This window comes from Quadrisphaera setariae, from assembly GCF_008041935.1.
Lineage (GTDB): Bacteria > Actinomycetota > Actinomycetes > Actinomycetales > Quadrisphaeraceae > Quadrisphaera > Quadrisphaera setariae.
In genome coordinates this window covers 155,609-174,843 of the sequence record NZ_VKAC01000003.1, presented here as the reverse complement: position 1 = coordinate 174,843, position 19,235 = coordinate 155,609, and the positions used below count along the sequence as shown (strand labels likewise).

At 74.2% G+C, this 19,235-nt stretch carries 15 protein-coding genes and 1 tRNA gene; 10 read left to right on the top strand and 6 right to left on the bottom strand.

What is annotated here, in order from left to right; all coding sequences use genetic code 11:
* Nucleotides 1-15: 15 nt before the first annotated feature.
* Nucleotides 16-1,770 carry a GTPase gene (locus FMM08_RS06135; protein WP_147925477.1) on the bottom strand — a complete coding sequence of 585 codons (1,755 nt, stop codon included), beginning with the start codon at nucleotides 1,768-1,770 and terminating at the stop codon, nucleotides 16-18.
* Nucleotides 1,767-3,542 carry a GTPase domain-containing protein gene (locus FMM08_RS06130; protein WP_222710469.1) on the bottom strand — a complete coding sequence of 592 codons (1,776 nt, stop codon included), beginning with the start codon at nucleotides 3,540-3,542 and terminating at the stop codon, nucleotides 1,767-1,769. The genes FMM08_RS06135 and FMM08_RS06130 overlap by 4 nt, the downstream gene beginning before the upstream one ends.
* 157 nt (nucleotides 3,543-3,699) lie before the next feature.
* Between FMM08_RS06130 and FMM08_RS06125 the strand changes: the two genes are divergently transcribed.
* Nucleotides 3,700-3,771 (top strand) — tRNA-Arg (locus FMM08_RS06125).
* A 338-nt stretch (nucleotides 3,772-4,109) separates the two neighbouring features.
* Here the strand turns inward: FMM08_RS06125 and FMM08_RS06120 are convergent.
* On the bottom strand, nucleotides 4,110-5,969 hold the full coding sequence (locus FMM08_RS06120; protein ID WP_147925476.1) for a putative bifunctional diguanylate cyclase/phosphodiesterase: 1,860 nt from the start codon (nucleotides 5,967-5,969) through the stop codon (nucleotides 4,110-4,112).
* A gap of 224 nt (nucleotides 5,970-6,193) precedes the next feature.
* On the opposite strand from FMM08_RS06120, the gene FMM08_RS06115 reads away from it, so the two are divergent.
* Nucleotides 6,194-7,057 (top strand): serine hydrolase domain-containing protein, encoded by an 864-nt coding sequence (locus FMM08_RS06115; RefSeq protein ID WP_147925475.1) that lies wholly within the window; start codon nucleotides 6,194-6,196, stop codon nucleotides 7,055-7,057.
* A gap of 18 nt (nucleotides 7,058-7,075) precedes the next feature.
* On the opposite strand, the gene FMM08_RS06110 is transcribed toward FMM08_RS06115, so the two are convergent.
* Nucleotides 7,076-7,525 (bottom strand): MarR family winged helix-turn-helix transcriptional regulator, encoded by a 450-nt coding sequence (locus FMM08_RS06110; RefSeq protein WP_147925474.1) that lies wholly within the window; start codon nucleotides 7,523-7,525, stop codon nucleotides 7,076-7,078.
* Nucleotides 7,526-7,565: 40 nt separating this feature from the next.
* Here FMM08_RS06110 and FMM08_RS06105 point away from each other — a divergent pair, with 40 nt between their 5' ends.
* From FMM08_RS06105 to FMM08_RS06075, 8 genes are all read left to right on the top strand, one after another.
* Nucleotides 7,566-8,072 carry a phenolic acid decarboxylase gene (locus tag FMM08_RS06105; protein ID WP_304653965.1) on the top strand — a complete coding sequence of 169 codons (507 nt, stop codon included), beginning with the start codon at nucleotides 7,566-7,568 and terminating at the stop codon, nucleotides 8,070-8,072.
* 182 nt (nucleotides 8,073-8,254) lie between these two features.
* Nucleotides 8,255-9,394 carry an FAD-dependent oxidoreductase gene (locus FMM08_RS06100; protein ID WP_147925472.1) on the top strand — a complete coding sequence of 380 codons (1,140 nt, stop codon included), beginning with the start codon at nucleotides 8,255-8,257 and terminating at the stop codon, nucleotides 9,392-9,394.
* A 279-nt stretch (nucleotides 9,395-9,673) separates the two neighbouring features.
* Nucleotides 9,674-10,429, top strand: a complete 756-nt coding sequence (locus FMM08_RS22900; RefSeq protein ID WP_187279582.1) for a cache domain-containing protein — start codon at nucleotides 9,674-9,676, stop codon at nucleotides 10,427-10,429.
* Nucleotides 10,426-11,193: a FadR/GntR family transcriptional regulator gene (locus FMM08_RS22895; protein WP_187279581.1), complete on the top strand. Its 768-nt coding sequence runs from the start codon at nucleotides 10,426-10,428 to the stop codon at nucleotides 11,191-11,193. Before FMM08_RS22900 ends, FMM08_RS22895 begins: the two co-directional genes overlap by 4 nt.
* 70 nt (nucleotides 11,194-11,263) lie before the next feature.
* The gene (betA, locus tag FMM08_RS06090; protein WP_187279580.1) at nucleotides 11,264-12,982 is read left to right on the top strand and encodes a choline dehydrogenase; all 1,719 of its coding nucleotides are present in this window, start codon (nucleotides 11,264-11,266) and stop codon (nucleotides 12,980-12,982) included.
* A 3-nt stretch (nucleotides 12,983-12,985) separates the two neighbouring features.
* Nucleotides 12,986-14,455, top strand: a complete 1,470-nt coding sequence (locus FMM08_RS06085; protein ID WP_147925469.1) for an aldehyde dehydrogenase family protein — start codon at nucleotides 12,986-12,988, stop codon at nucleotides 14,453-14,455.
* A gap of 98 nt (nucleotides 14,456-14,553) precedes the next feature.
* A complete protein-coding gene (locus FMM08_RS06080; protein WP_147925468.1) occupies nucleotides 14,554-16,161 on the top strand; it encodes an APC family permease in 1,608 nt (535 codons plus the stop codon).
* Nucleotides 16,162-16,324: 163 nt separating this feature from the next.
* Nucleotides 16,325-17,101 carry an SDR family NAD(P)-dependent oxidoreductase gene (locus FMM08_RS06075; protein ID WP_187279579.1) on the top strand — a complete coding sequence of 259 codons (777 nt, stop codon included), beginning with the start codon at nucleotides 16,325-16,327 and terminating at the stop codon, nucleotides 17,099-17,101.
* Nucleotides 17,102-17,162: 61 nt separating this feature from the next.
* Here the strand turns inward: FMM08_RS06075 and FMM08_RS06070 are convergent, their stop codons facing one another.
* Nucleotides 17,163-18,710: an acyl-CoA synthetase gene (locus FMM08_RS06070; RefSeq protein WP_147925467.1), complete on the bottom strand. Its 1,548-nt coding sequence runs from the start codon at nucleotides 18,708-18,710 to the stop codon at nucleotides 17,163-17,165.
* 48 nt (nucleotides 18,711-18,758) lie between these two features.
* Nucleotides 18,759-19,214, bottom strand: a complete 456-nt coding sequence (locus tag FMM08_RS06065) for a MaoC family dehydratase (RefSeq protein ID WP_147925466.1) — start codon at nucleotides 19,212-19,214, stop codon at nucleotides 18,759-18,761.
* Between the last annotated feature and the right edge of the window lie 21 nt (nucleotides 19,215-19,235).

Sequence of the window (19,235 nt, the reverse complement as noted above, 5' to 3'; positions counted from 1 at the left end):
TCGGGACGACGGCGGTCAGCGCCGCCCGAGCTGCTCCCCCGCTGCCGCCAGCGCGCCGCGCACCTCGCCGTGGCGGGCGACGACGTCGGCCACGGCGGCCAGCAGCCGCTCCTGCGCGGCCCGGGCCACCACCTCGCGCAGCTGGTCGCGCACGCGCCGCCGCAGCCGCTCGGCCCGGCGGCGCACCAGCGAGCGCGACAACGCCGCGAGCAGCCACCCGAGCAGCACGCCACCCACCAGCAGCACCGTGGGCAGCGGCACCGCCCACCGCTCGTACCCGGAGCCGACAGGCGGCCCGAGGTGCGGCAGCGGCGGGGCGGGCAGCTGCAGGTAGCCGATCACACCGAGCGCGGCCAGCCACAGCCCGCCGACCACGGCGCACACCGCGAGCAGCAGCTGCAGCGCCTCGACCGCGCCCCACCACCTGGGCGCCGGGTGGGCCAGCGGCACGGTCTGCACGGCCTGGTCGAGGGCGTCGGCGAGGTCGTCGCTGACCGGTCCGGCCGACGCGCGCACGGCGTCACCCCAGCGCGGCGGCACGGCGGTGGCCACGGACGTCACCACGCCCCGCACGGCGGTGGAGACCTGCGCGCGCTGCGACGGCGTCGGCACGGGAACGGAGGTGCGGGTCAGCTGCGCGCTCGCCAGCGCCACCTCCTTCCCCTGTCCTGAGGACGACGACGGCAGGTGCAGCCGCTCCAGCGGGTCCGGGCGCAGGCGGCGCACCCAGCGGGTGAAGGGCCACCCGGTGCGGCCGACGCCCGCGCGCAGCTCGCTGCCGCGCACGGCGTCGCTGATGGCGGGCACGCCTGCGGCCACCGCGAGGGCGTCGACCAGGGCCGGGGTGCCCTCGGCGGTGGCGACGTCGGGCTCGTCGTACCCGACGGAGCCCTCCAGCTCGCGCACGGCGGCCAGCACGTCGGCCTCGGAGCGGCGGCGGGCGGCCGTGCGGGCCTGCACGGCGTCGGTGAGCACCTGCCGCAGCGCTCCGACGCCCTGGCCGGTGCGCGCGGAGGTGGGCAGCAGCCGGACCCTGTCGAGGCCGTCGGCGGCGAGCAGGCGGCGCAGGTCGGCCTCGCAGGCGGCGGCGGAGGCCTCGTCGAGGGTGTCGACCTGGTTGAGCACCACCACCACGACGTCCTGGTGGTCGGCGAGGTGGCTCAGGTAGCCGGAGTGCAGGGCGGCGTCGGCGTACTTCTGCGGGTCGGCCACCCACACGACGAGGTCGGCCAGACCGACGAGGCGGTCCACCTGGAGCCGGTGGGACAGCTGGGTGGAGTCGTGGTCGGGCAGGTCGAGCAGCACCAGGCCGGTGAGGGCGTCCTCGCGGTGGGCGTCGAGCTCGCTGACCCGCTCGGTGCGGTGCCGGCGCGGCACCTCCAGCCAGTCCAGCAGCGCCTCGGGCACCTCGCCCCACACGCAGGCGCTGGGCTGGGAGGTGGTGGGCCGGCGCACGCCCACCGTGGCGACGTCGAGCCCGGCGATGGCGTTGAACAAGCTCGACTTGCCGCTGCCGGTGGCTCCCGCGAGCGCCACGACGGACGCCCCGGTGTCGCCCGCCAGGCGCTGGCGGGCGCGGGTGGCGACGGCGCGGGCCCGCGCGGCGGCGTCCGGGTCCAGCTCGTCGCCGCCGATCTCCAGGGCGGCCTCGAGCTCGGCGAGCGCGGCCCCCAGGGGCGTGTCGAGGGACAGCGCGGTCGGCAGGGCCTCGTCGTCGTAGCGCCCGTCGTCGTCGTAGGCCTCGTGGTCGAGGCGGGTCTGGGCGCTCACGCGGCGCTCCCCCTGCCGGCGTCGCCGGCCCGGGCGACCTCGGCGGCGACCTGGCGCAGCTGGGACCCCGCCTCCTCGCCGGCGACGCGCCGCTCGGGCAGCAGGCGGGCGAGGGAGTCCTGCTCGTGGTCCAGGAGGTCCTCCACGCGGGCGATGAGGTCAGCGCGGGCGGCGGCCGCCAGCTGGCGCACGGCCTGGTCGCCGAAGGCGGCCTCGAGCACGCGCTGCGCGAGCGCTGCCGTCAGCGCGGCGATGCCGGCCTCCGCGCCGGTCAGCCCGGCGCTGACGGAGAACACCACGAGCATGAGCACCGCGCCGGCGCCGCTGACGCCGAGGCTGTAGAGCAGGGCGCGGCTGCGCTTGCCCTCCCCCTGGGCGCGGACGAGGTCGAGGACGTGCTGCTGCCAGTCGCGGACGAGCCGCTCGACGTCGGCGGTGAAGTCCGGGCGCAGCTGCGGGTCGGAGTCCGCGGGGTGCGCGGCCTCGAGCACCGCGGCGCCCGAGGGACGGGCCCGCCAGCGCAGCAGCGCGCTCTGGCGGGCGCGGCCCGCCGCGTCGACCACGAGCGCGGCGACGCCCGTGGCGAGGGCCTCGCCCAGCCGGTCGGCGGGCGGGGCCTTGCGGCGCACGGCGGCGGCGATCCGGTCGCGCACCCGCCCGACGCCGGCCTGCAGGCTGGCGAAGAGCTCGCCGGTGCCCACGAACTCCTGCCAGCGGGCCAGCACCTCCCCGCGCAGCAGTGTGCCGTCGGACAGGTGGTCCTGCAGGGACCCGGTGGCGTCGGCGTAGGCGCCGTGGAGGTCGGCGCGCAGGGAGCGGTCCTCGGCGTCTTGCGCGTCAGCGGCGTCGGCCAGGCGCGGCACGCGGGTGGCCAGAGAGGCGAGCGCCCCCGACAGCGTGCGGCGGACGACGACGTCGCGGCTGCGCGCGTCAGCGCTGATGCCCGCCAGCCAGCGCTTCAGCGCCTGGGTCTGGGAGCGCGGCAGCAGGCCGTCGACCAGCGTGGACTCGGCGATCGCGAACAGCGGAGCGCTCTTCAGCCCCGCCTCAGACAGCATCGTGCCCAGGTGCGCGCGGACCTCCGCGAGCGCGCCCGCCGGCACCCTGTCGAGCACCACGGCCACGGCGGTGCCGCGCTCGGTCGCGGTGCGCAGGACCTCCCACGGCACGGCGTCGGCGTAGCGGGACGCGGTGGTGGTGAACAGCCACAGGTCGGCGGCGCCGAGCAGCTGGACGGCGAGGTCGCGGTTGGACTCGACCACGGAGTCGACGTCGGGGGCGTCCAGCAGCGCCAGGCCCGCCGGCTGCTGCGGGACCTCCACGAGGCGCAGGCCCCTGGCCACCTGACCCGGAGCCGCCGGGTCCGGGACCTCCGCGCCGGTGGTGCGCGCCAGCCCCGGCAGCACCGCGTCGGACAGGAAGTGCTGCGCGTCGTCGGGGCTGTGCACGAGCACCGGGTACCGCGTGGTCGGGCGCAGCACCCCCGACGTCGTGACGTGCGAGCCCACCAGGCTGTTCACGAGCGTGGACTTGCCCGCCCCCGTGGACCCGCCGACGACGGCGAGCAGCGGCGCGTCCAGGCGGCGCAGCCGCGGCAGCAGGTAGTCGTCGAGCTGGGCCAGCAGCTGGTCCCGCTCGGTGCGGGCGCGGTCGGCGCCGGACGCGCCGAGGGGCAGCTCCAGGTCACCGACGAGCGCCCGCAGGCGCTCCACCGGTTCCAGCAGGGCCGAGGATGACGGCGGCGAAGGGGCCGCTGCCGCCGAGGTGCTCACCCCGCAAGCCTGCCGCCAGGGCAAGATCTCCGCCACCACCGGGTCCGCTGTCCGGTGTCATCTGCCGGCGCGTCTCACCCCGACGCCCGGCGCGCCGTGCTGTGCGGGGAGGCGCGGGCCGCCACCTACGCTGTGCTGCGGCGCGGTGACGCGCCCCGCCCTCGTAGCTCAGCGGAAGAGCACCGGACTTCTAATCCGATGGTCGCTGGTTCGAATCCAGCCGGGGGCGCCGACCTGACCAGGGCAAACGCTCCAGACGGCCTCGCGCGGGAGGCGACAGCCCCTCCGCAGTCCCTCCCGAGACGGCTCCCAGCTGCCACGACATGCCGCGCAGGTGTCGCGCTCTTGTTCGTGGCCGGGGCAGCCGCAGCGGCCTCTGCGGCCACGTGCCACCGAGACACGGCCAAGACCTGACGGGTCGAGCACCCGCTTCAGCACGTCGGAGTGCGCCGTGCGCTGACGGCTCTCGGCTGGCGACCAGGGCGTCGGAAGACGGGTCTCCCTTCGCGCCGAGGTGGTCGCGAGCCGGTGGTCGCCCGAGCTGCGTCCTTCCCACCGAGGGTCTCGTCACGGCAGCGCGACACCAGCCGGGGAGCCAGAACCGGTGAGCCCCTGCTGGGTCGTGCGGTGGGGCACTCGGTCGAGAGAGGCGATCAGGTCGCCGACGGACTGGGGCTTGGCGAAGTAGAACCCCTGCGCCAGGTCGCACCCGTGCTCAGCGACGAGCGCAGCGTGCTCGGGGGTCTCCACCCCCTCGGCGATCACCTTGATCCCCAGGTCACGACACAGGCCCACCAGCGCCGACAGCATCGCCCGCCGACGGGGGCTGGTGGTGGTGGCGGCGGTGAAGGACGTGTCCAGCTTGAGGTACTCCGCCGGGATCGCGTCCAGCTGGCTGAAGGCGGAGTAGCCGGTGCCGAAGTCATCGATCGCGATCCGCACCCCCACCTCCTGCAACCGCCGCACGGTGGCCATGGTCGCCGTGGAGGCGGCCTCCAGGCTGCTCTCGGTGACCTCGATGACCAGGTCGTGGGCCGGCCACCCTGTGCGCTGGAGCACCTCGGCGACCTGCTGGACGTACTCCTCGCGCACCAGCTCCCCACCGGAGGCGTTGACGGTGAGCATGAGCGGGCGGCCCAGGTGGGCCACGAGGACCCCGGCGTCGCGGCAGGCGCGTTCGAGGACGGCCGCGCCGAGGTCGGGGACCAGTCCGTTCTTCTCCGCCAGCGGGATGAAGACGCCCGGTGAGACCCACCCGTGCACGTCGTCCAGCCAGCGGGCCAGCGCCTCCACACCGACGGTGCGCTCACTCGTGGGGTCGACCAGGGGCTGCAGCGCCACCTGGATGCTGGACGTGGCCACCGCGGTGCGCAGCGCGCGCAGCAGGCGCGCGTCCTCGGGGGCGGCCAGGCGGATGCAGTTGCGCCCGCCGCCCTTGGCGCTGTGCAGCGCGGACTCCGCGCGGCGCAGCAGCGCGCCCCCGTCTTCGTCGGGCTCGACGTGCGCGACGCCGAGGGAGGCCTCGACGGGACTCAGCGCCTGCTGGACGCGGTGCGCGAGGTCGAGCACGGCAGCCGCGCTGTGGTCGGGCAGCACCATCGCGAACAGGTCCCCGTCCAGGCGCGCCACCGCTGCGCCACCAGGGGCGAGGTCGCGCAGGGCACGGGCTGCCGAGCGCAGGACGTCGTCGCCCACCGCCTGCCCTCGGGTGCGGTTGATGACCTCGAAGTGGTCCAGGTCGACCACGACGACGCTGAGCTGCCTCGCCCCGTCCGCGCTGGGAACCGTCGCCGCGCTGCGCCCCAGCGCGCGCGTCACGGCTCGCTCGAAGCCGCGGCGGTTGGGCAGGCGGGTCAGGACGTCGATCTCAGCGGCCACCGTGGCGTGCACGATGCGCCCGGTGAAGACGGCCAGGAGCACCAGGATGAACGCCATGATCACGATGGTGGTGGGACTGCCGACTCCGCCCCAGCTGTGCTGCAGGAACAGCCCGGTCAGCGCCAGCGCCACGTGCAGCGCCACCCCGCGCCAGGACGCCGAGGCGATGGCGACCACGACCATGATGGAGTAGCAGAAGGCGAAGGCGATGCTGGTGTCGGAGTCGCTGGCCACCATCGCCGCGACGGTCACGATGAGCGAGCCGAGCACCAGGATGGTGTGCAGCGCCCAGGCTCGCAGGCCCCCGCGCCAGCGCACCACCAGCGCCAGGCCCACGGCGAAGGCCGCACTGGCCAGCAGGGCGCCCACCAGGGCCCCCTCCTGACCGGGGAGTGCGCTGAGCACCACCGCGAGCACGGCTCCTGCGAAGAACTGCACCTGCACCTGCGCGGCCATCGCTGCAGGAGTGGCCGTGGGCGGGAGCACGCTCAGGCGGCGCACGAGGGACCGCGCAGCGCCGCGGTGGCGCCTTCGTGGTCCCAGGTGCACGCAGTCACCATCGGCGGACGTCCCGCCCACCTGACCAGACCCGGCCTTCGATCATCCGTCCGGTCCTGTTCGCCCGGGTCGCGGGGGCGCTGGCGTGAACACGCGAGGGACACCGCAGAACAGGTGCTGCCTCCTCAGGCATCGGCCCTCCGCGGTAAGGCGCTCGCAGGCGCCCGAGGTCGCACCGGCGCGAAGGCCGGCCGGGACCGCGGCAGACTCGCTCCATGAGCCGGGCGCAGACCGTCCTGCGCCGCGTCGTCTCTGACGTCGAGGAGCTGGGTTTCAGGGCCCACGCGGTGCACGTCCAGGTCGACGACGAGCAGGTGGTGCACCGGTGGTCCGAGGACCTCGCCCGTGACGTCCACTCGGTGGCCAAGGGCGTCTGCGTGCTCGCGACTGGTGCCGCCTGCGACGCGGGCCTGTTCGACGTCGACGCACCGGTGGCGCGCTACCTGCCCGACCTGGCCACGGGTGGTGGTGCCAGCGCGGTCACCACGCGCCACCTGCTGGGGATGACCAGCGGCATCGAGATGCCGTGGTCACCGACGTGGACGACCGACGTGCCCGACGTCGCCGCCGCGTTCCTGTCCCGGCCCGCGCTGGACCGGGCCTTCTCCTACTCCTCGGCGAGCACCTACACCGCGATGCGTGCTCTGGCAGCCGCGGTCGGCGATGTGCACGCCTGGGTGGGCCGCCGCCTGTTCGAACCGCTGGGCATCGACGTCCCCGACTGGGACCGGTGCCCGCTGGGGCACGTCAAGGCAGCTGAGGGTCTGCACCTGCGCAGCGGCGAGCTCGCGCTCCTCGGACAGCTGCTGCGCGACCGCGGCGCCTGGGAGGGACGGCCGCTGGTCTCGCCGCATTGGGTCGACGCGATGCACTCGGGGTGGACCGTGCGTGAGGCGGGCCCGGGGTACACCCACTACGCGCTCGGTGGCTGGGGCGGACCCGGACCTGCCTGGCGCCTGCACGGCGCGCACGGGCAGATGCTCATCTTCACAGGGGATGCCGTGGTGACGGTGACGGCCGATGACCACCTCGGTGCGGATCGGATGGCCCAGCGGATCGTGGAGGCCGTGGGCACGTGAGGCCAGACGACGCCGAGCTCACCTCGACGCGAAGACGGCGCCCAGCGCCTGCAGCGCGGGGAGCGCGCGTCCGAGGGCTCGCCGGTCGGCCGGGGAGAGCCGGTCGAGCGCCTCGACGAGGACCTCGGTGCTGACGGTGTCGAACCGGGCGAGGAGGTCGACGGCCTCCGTCGCGGCGAACACCTCGACCGCGCGCGCGTCGTCGTCCCGGCGGCGCAGCTCGACAAGCCCTGCCCGGCGCATGGCGTTGAGGAGGTTGCTGACGGTGGGTCGGGCCAGCTGCAGCCGGACGGCCAGGGAGCCGGTGCTCAGCCCCGGCTCGGCGACCACGGCCCTGAGCACCTCGACCTGGTTGTCCGGCAGGTCCGGTAGGCCGGCCCGGCTCCTCACCGCGCGCGTGATGCCGCGCCTCAGCGGCGCGAGCGCCTGTCCCAGCTGGGCAGCGGTCTGCGACCTGTCGTCAGACATCCGAGTTGACTCCAAACAGTGTTTGACTTAAACCTAACTGGTGACCACCACCGACACCACGCGCATCAGCACCCTCGCCGGCCACCGCTTCCTCTACACGTACGCCAACGGCTGGACCTACGAGATGTACGTCAAGAACGACCACACCATCGACTACCGCATCCACAGCGGTCACGTGGGCGGCCGGTGGGTCCGCGACCAGCACGTCGACCTCGTCGAGCTGGTCCCCGGCGTGCACAAGGTGTCCTGGACGGAGCCGACGGGCACCAGCGTGGTCGTGAACGTCATGCCCGAGGCCCGCCGCCTGCACGGGACCATCTTCTTCCCGCACTGGATCGAGCTGGACGGGTCGACGACGGTGCTCTACCAGAACGACCACCTGGACGAGATGCGCGCACTGCGCGACCAGGGACCGACGTACCCCATCTACGTGGTGCCGGAGTTCGCGGACATCCAGCTGTTCGAGCACGTGGGCGTCGACGACGAGTCGGTCATCTCCGTCGCCCCGGAGGACCTGCCCGCGGACTTCCTCACCCGTCGGAACTGATCCGACGACGCCGGAGCGTCGCGCCCCGCGAGCCTCCGCGACGCCCCGGTCGCACCGGGGACCAGACCGCCCGCCTGACAACGGCGCGCGCACCGGGTGCGGCACCCTGGCGCAGTGCCCGTCCGCGGCACCGGTCTCGACGTCGACGTCGACATCGCCCCCACCTCCCGGAGGTCCCCGCCGTGCGCACCACCGAGCACCTGGTCGTCGGCGCCGGCCTCGCGGGGGCGGCCACGGCCTGGCGACTCGCCCAGCGCGGTCACGAGGTCACCGTGGTGGAGCGCACCGAGCCCGCCGCCCACGACGGCAGCTCCCACGGCTCCGCGCGCATCTTCCGGTACGCCTACCCCGAGCGCGCCTACGCGCAGATGGTCGTCGATGCGGCGACGGGCTGGGTCGAGCTCGCACGGGAGCACGGAGCATCCCTGCTGGCCCCGGCGCCCGCCGTCGACCACGGCCCGCTGCGCGACCCCCGCGCCCTGGCGCGGGTGCTCGAGGAGGTGGGCGTCGAGCACGAGCTCCTCAGCGCCGCGGAGGCCGGCGCCCGCTGGCCGCAGCTGCGGGTGGACGGCGAGGTGCTGGTGCAGCCCGGAGGAGCGGTCATCGACGCCGAGGGGGCGGTCCTGGCGATGCTCGACCAGGCCCGCGCGCACGGCGCCCGCATCCTCACCGGCTGGCCGCTGGGCTCCCTGGAGCGGACCGCCACCGGGTTCGTCGCCCGCGCCGAGGACGGTCGCTCGCTGACCGCGGGGCGCATCGTGGTGGCCGCCGGGGCGTGGCTGCCCGACCTCGTGCAGCGCCTCGCGCTGCCCGCGGGGTTCGTCGCCGCGCTCCCCCGCCTGGACGTGACCGAGGAGAACGCCTTCCACTTCCCCTACCGGGACGCCCACCCGCACGGCACCTGGCCGACCACCATCCACAAGACCCCGCAGATCCTCGCCTACTCCCTGCCCGGTGGCCGTGACGCGGGCTCCGCCGGCCAGAAGGTGGCCGAGCACGCCGCCGGCCGCAGCATCGGCTCGGCGTCGCGGCGCAGCGGCGCGGTCGATCCCTCCAACCGCGAGCGCGTCACCGCCTACGTGCGGGAGCACCTCCCGGGGCTGGTCCCCGAGCCGTACGCGGAGACGACGTGCCTGTACACGACGACCCCCACCGAGGACTTCGTCGTCGACGGGGTCGACGGGGTGACGGTGCTGTCGCCGTGCTCGGGCCACGGGGCGAAGTTCGCCCCGCTGCTCGGAGAGCTCGCGGCCGACGTCGCCACCGGCTCAGCACCCGCCCCCGAGCGCTTCCGCGTGGGGGCTGCGCCCGCTCGCGGCTGAGGTCAGCGTCCCCGCGGGCACAGCGATGAGCCCCCTCACGGACGCCCTGGGGCGAGACGGCCGGAACGGGCCGCCACACCGCGCGCGTCGCCGTCGACGTCGACGGGAGCGGCATCGCCCGGGCGCGAGAGGAAGTCGACACGAGGCCTTGACCCTCCGGACACACCCGTGGAACATTCGGATTCGAAACTTCGAAGAAGAAGGTCTGGCGTCGAGCACAGCCGCTCGGCGCCGTTCGGTCCGCACTCGCCACGCCCCACCCCGACGCGGGAGGTCTCCATGAGCACACCACCGACGACACCGTCGGCCGCGCCCGAGACCGGCGAGCTGCTGCACCGGACCGGCGAGCAGCTGGGAGGCGCCATCGACGCGGCCTTCGACGCCGTGGAGGCCGTCCGCGAGCGCACGGCGGAGGTGCTCGCCAGCAGCGGCCGCGCCGCCACGAGGTCGTCGCTGACGGCGCTGCACCCGCTCTTCCGCAGCGTGCTCGCCCCGCGCCCCAACCCCCTGGAGGGCGTCGGCGTGGCCGTCGGTCCGGGGGTGCTCGCCGACACCGACCGCTGGATGGAGTGGTGGCGCCGGGGACCGTCGGGCGAGCCCGCGTTCGCCACGCACGTGCTCGACCCCAGCGCCCTGGGCTACTACGACTACCAGGCCCGCCCCTGGTTCCGGGCCCCGCTCGACTCCGGCCGGCAGGTGGCGGTGGGTCCCTACCTCGACGCCGGCGGCTGCGACGTCTACACGACCACGCTGACCGTCCCGCTGGTGGTGGCGCCGGGCGCGGAGCTGGTCGTGGGCGGCGACCTGGACATGGCCTGGCTGGAGGCTGCGTTCCTCGAGCAGGTGGGCCGGCGCCGGCCGGCGGTGGCGCTGCTGGCCGCCAACGACCGCGTGGTCGTCTCCAACACCGCGCTGCTGACCTCCGGCAGCCGGGTGCCCCCGCAGCTCAAGGACGCTGTCGAGGTCGAGGTGCCGGTGCCCTCGCGGGTGCCCGGCCGTTCGTCCTGGCGCCTGGTCGCCCTGGGGCAGCGGTGAGCAGCGGCCTGCTCGTCGCCGCTCCGCTGGCGCTGGTCACCGCCCTCGGCGATGCCGGCGGCTCCGGCGGCCGGGCGGAGCAGGTGGCCGCCCAGCTGGAGACCGCCATCACCGTCGGCCTGGTGGGGGCGGGCACGCGCCTCCCACCTGAGCGGGACCTCGCCGAGCAGCTCGGGGTCACGGTGCTCCAGCTGCGCCAGGCGCTGGCGATGCTCCGCGACCGGGGCGTCATCACCACCCGGCGCGGCAACGGCGGCGGCAGCTTCGTCACCGACACCTCCGCGGTCTCCCCCGACGAGGTGGCCGCCCGCCTGCGCGAGCTGAGCACCGAGTGGCTGCGCGACCTCGGGGACCTCTCCGGCAGCATCACCGCCACGAGCTGCCGGCTCGCGGCCGAACGGGCCGATGACGACGACGTCGACCACCTGCGGGAGCTGGTGGCGGCCTTCGAGGTGGCCACCAGCACCAAGCAACTGCGACTGGCCGACAGCCGCCTGCACATCGCCCTGGCCGGGGCCGCGCAGTCGCTGCGCCTCACCACAGCCAGCGTGCAGCTGCGCGGCGAGATCGCCCCGCTGCTGTGGCACGAGGTCGACGGCGAGCTGCCCACCGCCGCCGTCGCCGAGCAGCACGCCGCGCTCGTGGCGGCCATCGCCCGCGGTGATGCCGAGCAGGCGCACCACCTCGGGCAGCTGCACAGCGAGCACGAGGTGCGGCACGTCATCGAGGCCCACCTCGCCGAGGTCATCGCGCGCAGCGGCTGACCCGCACCCAGCACCCACGAGCACGACCAGCACGACCAGTCCCGTCCCCGCTCAGCCCTGGAGGCACCCCGTGAGCAAGCGCTACGACTACGTCATCGTCGGAGGGGGTTCGGCCGGCTGCGCGCTGGCCAACCGGCTCAGCGCCGACCCGTCCACCTCGGTGCTGGTGCTCGAGGCCGGCCGCAGCGACTTCTCGCTCGACCCGCTGGTGCACATGCCGGCGGCGCTGCCGTTCCCCATCGGCAACCGCTTCTACGACTGGAAGTACTCCTCCGAGCCGGAGCCCTACATGGACGGCCGTCGCGTCTACCACGCGCGGGGCAAGGTGCTCGGCGGGTCCAGCAGCATCAACGGGATGATCTTCCAGCGGGGCAACCCGCTCGACTACGAGCGGTGGGCCTCCGACCCCGGCATGGAGACCTGGGACTACGCCCACGTGCTCCCCTACTTCAAGCGCATGGAGAACTGCCTGGCCGGCGCGGACGCCTGGCGCGGCGGCTCCGGTCCGCTGGAGCTGGAGCGCGGGCCGGCGAACTCACCGCTGTTCGGCGCGTTCTTCGAGGCCGTGCAGCAGGCCGGGCACCCGCTCACCGACGACGTCAACGGCTACCGCCAGGAGGGCTTCGCGCCCTTCGACAGGAACGTGCGCCACGGCAAGCGCCTCAGCGCCGCCCGCGCCTACCTGCACCCGGTGATGGACCGCAAGAACCTCACCGTGCACACGCTGTCCACGGTGACCGGCGTCCGCATGCAGGGCGCCCGCGCGGTGGGCGTGGACTACCTGCGCGGCGGCAAGCTCAAGCGCAGCGTCGACGCCGGCGAGGTGGTCCTGTGCGGCGGGGCGTTCGGCACGCCCCAGCTGCTGCAGCTCGCGGGCATCGGTGACGCCTCCGACCTCGCCGCCCTCGGCATCCGCAGCGCCGTCGACCTGCCCGGCGTGGGCCAGAACCTCCAGGACCACCTGGAGGTGTACGTCCAGCACGCCTGCAAGCAGCCGGTCTCGCTGGGGCCGTGGCTCAGCAAGGCGCGGGCCCCGCGCATCGGTGCCGAGTGGCTCTTCTTCAAGAGCGGTGTGGGCGCCTCCAACCACTTCGAGGCGGGCGGCTTCATCCGCAGCAACGACCGCGTGGACTACCCCAACCTCATGTTCCACTTCCTGCCCGTCGCGGTGCGCTACGACGGGTCCAAGCCCGCATCGGTGCACGGGTACCAGGTGCACATCGGCCCCATGTACTCCGACGTCCGCGGCAGCCTGAAGATCAGGAGCACGGACCCGCTGGAGCGCCCGGCCATCCGGTTCAACTACCTGTCCACCGAGAACGACCGGCGCGAGTGGATCGAGATGGTGCGCGCCGCCCGCACCATCCTCGAGCAGCCGGCGTTCGCCGCCTTCAGCGACGGCGAGATCTCCCCCGGACCGTCGGTGGAGACCGACCAGAAGATCCTCGACTGGGTCGCCAAGGACGCCGAGACGGCGCTGCACCCCTCGTGCACCGCCAAGATGGGCACGGGCCCGGACAGCGTGGTCGACCCGCTGACCATGAAGGTGCACGGCACCGAGGGCCTGCGGGTGGTGGACGCCTCGGCGATGCCGTACGTCACCAACGGCAACATCTACGCGCCGATCATGATGATGGCCGAGAAGGCCGCCGACCTCATCGCCGGCAACACCCCGCTGCCCGCGCTCCACGTGCCGTTCTACCGCCACCGCGACGGCATGCCCCTGTACCCCGAGGGCGACCCGCGCAACAGCACCCCCACCGCCCAGCCCCACGCGCTGGAGGTCTGAGCCGTGCCCGACCTCTTCATCGACGGCCGCTGGCGCTCCTCCTCCGACGGCGGGCAGCGCGACGTCATCGACCCCGCCACCGGCCGGGCCTTCACCTCCGTCGACGAGGCCACCGCGGACGACGCCGCCGCAGCGGTCGCCGTGGCGCGGCGCGCCTTCGACGAGGGCACCTGGCCCGCCACCCCCGTGGACGACCGCTCGAAGGTGCTGCGCCGCACCGCGGAGCTGCTCGAGCGCGACAAGGAGGAGATCGCGCGCACCGAGACCCTCGACACCGGCAAGACGCTGGCGGAGAGCCGGATCGACGTCGACGACGTCGCGGCGGTGTTCCGCTACTACGCCGACGAGGTGCTCCGCGACGTCGACAGGACCGTCGACGTGGGCCGCGACGACGTCGTCAGCCGCGTCGTGCACGCCCCCGTCGGGGTGTGCTCGCTCATCGCGCCGTGGAACTACCCGCTGCTGCAGATCGCGTGGAAGGTGGCCCCCGCGCTCGGGGCCGGCAACACGACCGTGCTCAAGCCCAGCGAGGTCACCCCCCTCACCACCGTCCACCTGATCCGCCTGCTCGCGGAGGCGGGCGTGCCCGACGGGGCGGTCAACCTCGTGCTGGGCGGTGGCCCGGTGGTCGGCCCGGCGCTGACCGAGCACGACGACGTCGACCTGGTCTCCTTCACCGGCGGCCTGGCCACCGGCCAGCGCATCCTGCGAGCGGGGGCGGAGTCGGTCAAGCGGGTCACGGTGGAGCTGGGCGGCAAGAACCCGCACGTCGTCTTCGCCGACGCCGACCTCGCCACCGCCGTCGACCTCGTGCTCACCGGTGCCTTCCTGCACTCCGGGCAGGTCTGCTCTGCCGGCACCCGGCTCATCGTCGAGGAGTCGATCGCGGACGAGCTGGTGGCCGGCGTGGTCGACCGGGCCCGTCGGATCCGGACGGGCAGCGGTCTGGACCCGGCCAGCGAGACCGGACCGCTGGTCTCGGCGGCGCACCGCGAGAAGGTCGAGGCGTACGTAGCGCTCGGGAAGGCCGAGGGCGCGCGCCTGCTCACCGGCGGGAAGCGTCCCGAGGCCGAGCACCTGCAGGACGGCTTCTTCTACGAGCCGACCGTCTTCGACGGCTGCGACAGGGCGATGCGGCTGGTGCAGGAGGAGACCTTCGGCCCCATCCTCACTGTGGAGCGCTTCCGCACCGAGGCCGAGGCGGTCGCCCTGGCCAACGACACCGCGTACGGCCTGGCCGGCGGGGTGCAGACCGCCGACGTCGAGCGCGGCGAGCGCGTCGCCGCGGCGCTGCGCCACGGCACGGTGTGGGTCAACGACTTCGGGCCCTACGTGCCGCAGGCCGAGTGGGGCGGCTGGGGCCGCTCCGGCAACGGCCGCGAGCTCGGCCCCGAGGGCCTGGCCGAGTACCGCCAGAGCAAGCACGTCTGGCGCAACACCGCCCCGAGGCCCGCCGGCTGGTTCGCCGGCTGACACGCACCCCGAGCACCGCCCGCACCACCCAGCACCACGCCACCCCGCAGCCGCGCCGGAGCCCCGAAGCCCGGCGCCGACGGACCCAGGAGGTCCCGGTGAGCACCACACGAGGAGAACGCACGCCCGTCGCCACCCCCAGCAAGAGCAGCCCCAGCAGCGCTGACAGCGCCGACGGTGCGGACAGCCACGGGCTCGACGAGTACGGCTACACCCCCAAGCTCGAGCGCAGCATCGGCTCCTTCGCCAGCTTCGCCGCGGGCGTCAGCTACATCTCCATCCTCACGGGCACGTTCCAGCTCTTCTACTTCGGCTACGGCACAGCCGGCCCCGCCTACCTGTGGTCCTGGCCGATCGTCTTCGTGGGCCAGCTGCTGGTGGCGCTCGTCTTCGCCGAGCTCTCCAGCCGGTTCGCGGTGGCCGGCTCGCTCTACAACTGGACCAAGCAGCTCGCCTCGCCCACGGTCGCCTGGATCGCCGGGTGGACGATGCTCATCGCGTCCATCGTCACGCTGTCGGCCGTGGTGCTGGCCTTCCAGCTGACGCTGCCGCAGCTGTGGTCGGGCTTCCAGTTCGTCGGGTCCGCCGACGACCCGGTCGCCTACGCCCTCAACGCCGTCATCCTCGGCGGCGTCGTCATCGTCTTCACCACCGTGGTCAACGCCTTCGGCGTGAAGCTCATGAGCCGCATCAACTCCGCGGGCGTGTTCATCGAGCTCATCGCCGCCGTCGCGATCATCGTGCTGCTGGCGCTGCACATCAAGCGCGGGCCGGGCGTCGTCCTGGAGACCCGCGGGGTCGGGCTGGACCACCCGGGCGGCTACTTCGGCGCCTTCCTCGTGGCGGCGCTGGCGTCCGGCTACGTCATGTACGGGTTCGACACCGCCAGCTCCCTCGGCGAGGAGACCAAGGACCCGCGCCGCACCGCGCCGCGGGCGGTGCTGCGCGCCGTCGTCGCCTCGTTCGTGCTGGGCGGGCTCATCCTGCTCATGGCCCTCATGTCCGCGCCGGACCTCGACGACCCGCTCATCGGAGACCCGGCCGGCGGCCTGCAGCACCTGGTCCTGGCCACGGTGGGCAGCGGCTTCGGCGTGCCGTTCCTCGTGTGCGTCGTCGTCGCCGTCCTGGTGTGCTCCCTGGCGGTGCACACGGCCACGGTGCGCATGGCGTTCGCGATGGCCCGCGACAACAACCTGCCGTTCGCGGAGAGGCTGGCCCACATCAGCCCGCGCTTCAAGACGCCCGTGCTGCCGGCCGTGGTGGTCGGCGTGCTGGCGCTGGTGGTGCTCGTGGTCAACGTCGGCCAGCCGCAGATCTTCACGGTCATCACCAGCCTGGCGGTCGGCATGATCTACCTCGCCTACCTCGTGGTGACGGTGTCGCTGCTGGTGGCGCGCCTGCGCGGGACGTGGCCGCGGCCGCTGCCCGACGGCACCCGCGCCCCCTTCTCCCTCGGCCGCTGGGGCCTGCCCGTCAACGTGCTGGCCGTGCTGTGGGGCGTCGCGATGATGACCAACCTGCTGTGGCCGCGCCGCGACGTCTACAACGCCGCCCCGCCGTACCACTGGTACCTGCAGTACGGAGCGGTGCTGTTCATCGTGGTGGTGGTGGGCGGCGGCGCGCTGTACTACCGGGCCCGGCTGCGCCACCGCTCGGGCGTGCTCGCCAGCCACTCGAGCACTGCGCCGACGAGCAAGGCTCCCTGACCCGGGCCCGAGCCCGGCTCAGCTCGGCTTCGGCTCCAGGTCGGCTCCGGCCGGCAGCAGCTGCGGGCGTCCCACCTGTGCGGTGGGACGCCCGCAGCGTGTCCCCCGACTCTGGTGGTGGGCGAGCAGTGCGATCGTGCACTCCTGGAGAGAGGGGATACCGGTGTCGTCGCAGGAGCAGCAGCGCCGCGTGGCCGTGGTCACCGGCGCGGGCAGCAGGGAGGGCATCGGCTTCGCCTGCGCCCGTCTGCTCGCCGACGGGCACGCCGTGGTGGTCGCCTCGACGACGGCCCGCATCGAGCAGCGCGTCGCAGAGCTCGTCGACGAGGGCGGTCGGGCCGCCGGCTTCGTCGGCGACCTGACCGACCCGGGGGCGGCGCGGGAGCTGGTGCAGCTGGCCCGCACCACGTTCGGCGGCATCGACGTGCTGGTGAACAACGCCGGCATGCTGTCCGTCTACGGCGCAGAGGAACCCTCCCCCGCGGAGACCACCACGGACGCCGACTGGCGCGCCGGCATCTCCCGCAACCTCGACACCACCTTCTACGTGACGCGGGCCGCACTCCCCCACCTGCCCGCTGGCAGCGGCCGCATCATCAACGTGTCCTCGGTGTCCGGACCGGTGATGGCCTACGGCGGTGACGCGGCGTATCACGCGGCCAAGGCCGCCGTGGTGGGGCTGACCCGCTCGCTCGCCGTCGACCTGGGGCCGCGGGGCATCACCTGCAACGCCGTCGCGCCCGGGTGGATCGCCACCGCCTCCTCCACCGACCACGAGCTGGAGATGGGCCGTGCCACGCCCCTGGGACGTCCAGGGCGGCCCGAGGAGGTAGCGGCGGTGGTCGCCTTCCTCGCCTCGCCCGGCGCGTCCTACCTGACGGGCCAGGTGCTCGTGGTGGACGGGGCGAACTCCGTCGCCGAGGAGCGCGGGCGGTCGTGAGGCCCGCCGGTGCTCGACGCGGACAGAACAGGTGGTCAGCCGCTCGGCGAAGGGCTCGGTGTCACGAATCGCCGGCGGCAGCGGTCCGCCGCTGGCGCAGCAGACGCTTGGGCACCTTGCCGCTGGCCGTGCGGGGCAGCTCGGCGACCACCTCCAGCGTGCGCGGCACCTTGTACCGGGCCAGCGACGCCGACAGCCGCTCGACCACCGTCGCCGCGTCCAGCGAGGCACCGGGGGCCAGGGTGACGACGGCGTGGGGCACCTCCCCCCACCGCTCGTGGGGCAGACCGATGACCGCGGCCCCCGTCACCCCCGGCAGCCCCATGAGGGCGTTCTCCACCTCGGCGGGGTACACGTTCTCCCCACCCGAGATGATCATGTCCTTGAGGCGGTCGGCGATGACGAGGAACCCGTCGGCGTCGAGCACCCCGACGTCTCCGGTGCGCAGCCACCCGTCGGCGGTGCGGGCGTCCGCCGAGGCCGCCGGGTCGCCCCAGTAGCCCTGGAAGACGTTGGGGCCGAGGGCCTCCACCTCCCCCGCGGCACCGTTCGCGGCGAGCTGGCCGGTGGCGGTGTCGCGGATGCGGACGCGCGTGAAGAAGTGCGCCAGGCCGGCCGAGCGCGGGTGCGCGGCCGTGTGCTGCGGCGGCAGCAGCGTGATGCCCGGCGACGCCTCGGTCATGCCGTAGCCGCCGGAGAAGCGCAGGCCGCGCGCCTCGTAGGCCTCGCGCACCCGGTCCGGCACCGGAGAGCCGCCGCACGTCATGAGCCGCAGCGACGACAGGTCGGTGGTGGACCAGGACGGGTCGTCGGCCATGAGCTGGAACGTGGTCGGCACGCCGCTGATGGACGTCGCGCGCAGGCGCTCGATCGCGGCCAGCGCGTCAGGGGCCGCGAAGCGCTCCTGCAGCAGGAGGGTCGCCCCCTTGAGCAGCACGGGCAGGCAGCCCATGCCGAGCGAGGCGACGTGGAAGAGCGGAGAGACCATGAGGGCGCGGTCGGCGCTGGTGACGTCGTAGTCGACGAGCACGTTGAGGGCGTTCCAGGTGAGGTTGCCGTGCGTGAGCACCGCGCCCTTCGGCCGGCCGGTGGTGCCCGAGGTGTAGACGATGAGCGCCGGGTCGTCCAGGCCCACAGCGGGCAGGTCGGTCAGCGGCGGTGCGTCGAGGAGCTCCTCGAAGCCGTCACCAGCCCCGTCCTCTCCGTCGGCACCGACCCGCACCCGCACCAGCGGCTGCGCCGACCCCGCAGCGGCCTCGTCGGCCCTCCCGGCGAGGGCGGGCGTGCTGATGAGCGCCCCCGCGCCGCAGTCGGCGAGCATGAAGGCGAGCTCGGGGGCGGCGAGCCGCGTGTTGAGCGGCACGAAGACGGCGCCGAGCCGCGCGGTGGCGAACATCGCCTCCACGAAGGAGGGGTGGTTGTCGCCGAGGTAGGCGACCCGGTCACCGCGCTCGACGCCCCGGGCGCGCAGCCCGGCGGCGATGCCGTCCACCCTGTCGGCCAGGGCGTCGTAGGTGAGCTCCGCCCCGTTGAACACCAGGGCCACCCGGCCCGCTGACCTCACGGCGCGCAGGCGGAGCCAGCTGCCGATCCCCTGCCCCTCGACCACGTCGTCGTCCCCCTCGACGCAGTGCTGCTGGTCGGTGGCGCCCGCGGCTCAGCCGTAGACGCGGGAGAGGAACTCGACCACGAGCGCCGGGCGCTCGCTGCCCTCGAGCTCCAGGACTCCGGAGACGGCCAGCTGCAGGCCGCCCTTGACCTCGGTGACGGAGGTGAGCGTGGCGACCAGCCGGACGCGCGACCCGGCCTTCACCGGCGAGGTGAACCGGACCTTGTCGAGGCCGTAGTTCACCAGGGTGGTGGCGTCGCTCACCTCAAGCAGCTGCGACCACAGCGGGATGAACAGCGACAGCGTGAGGAAGCCGTGCGCGATGGGTGCCCCGAAGGGGCCGCTGGCGGCGCGCTCGGGGTCGACGTGGATCCACTGGTGGTCGTCGGTGGCGTCCGCGAAGGTGCCGATCCGCTCCTGGGTGACGGTGATCCACTCGGAGGTGCCGATCTCGGTGCCGGCGAGGCCCGGCAGCTCGGCGAGGGTGGTGGTGCGTGCGGCCATGGGAGCGCTCCTGGTCTGAGG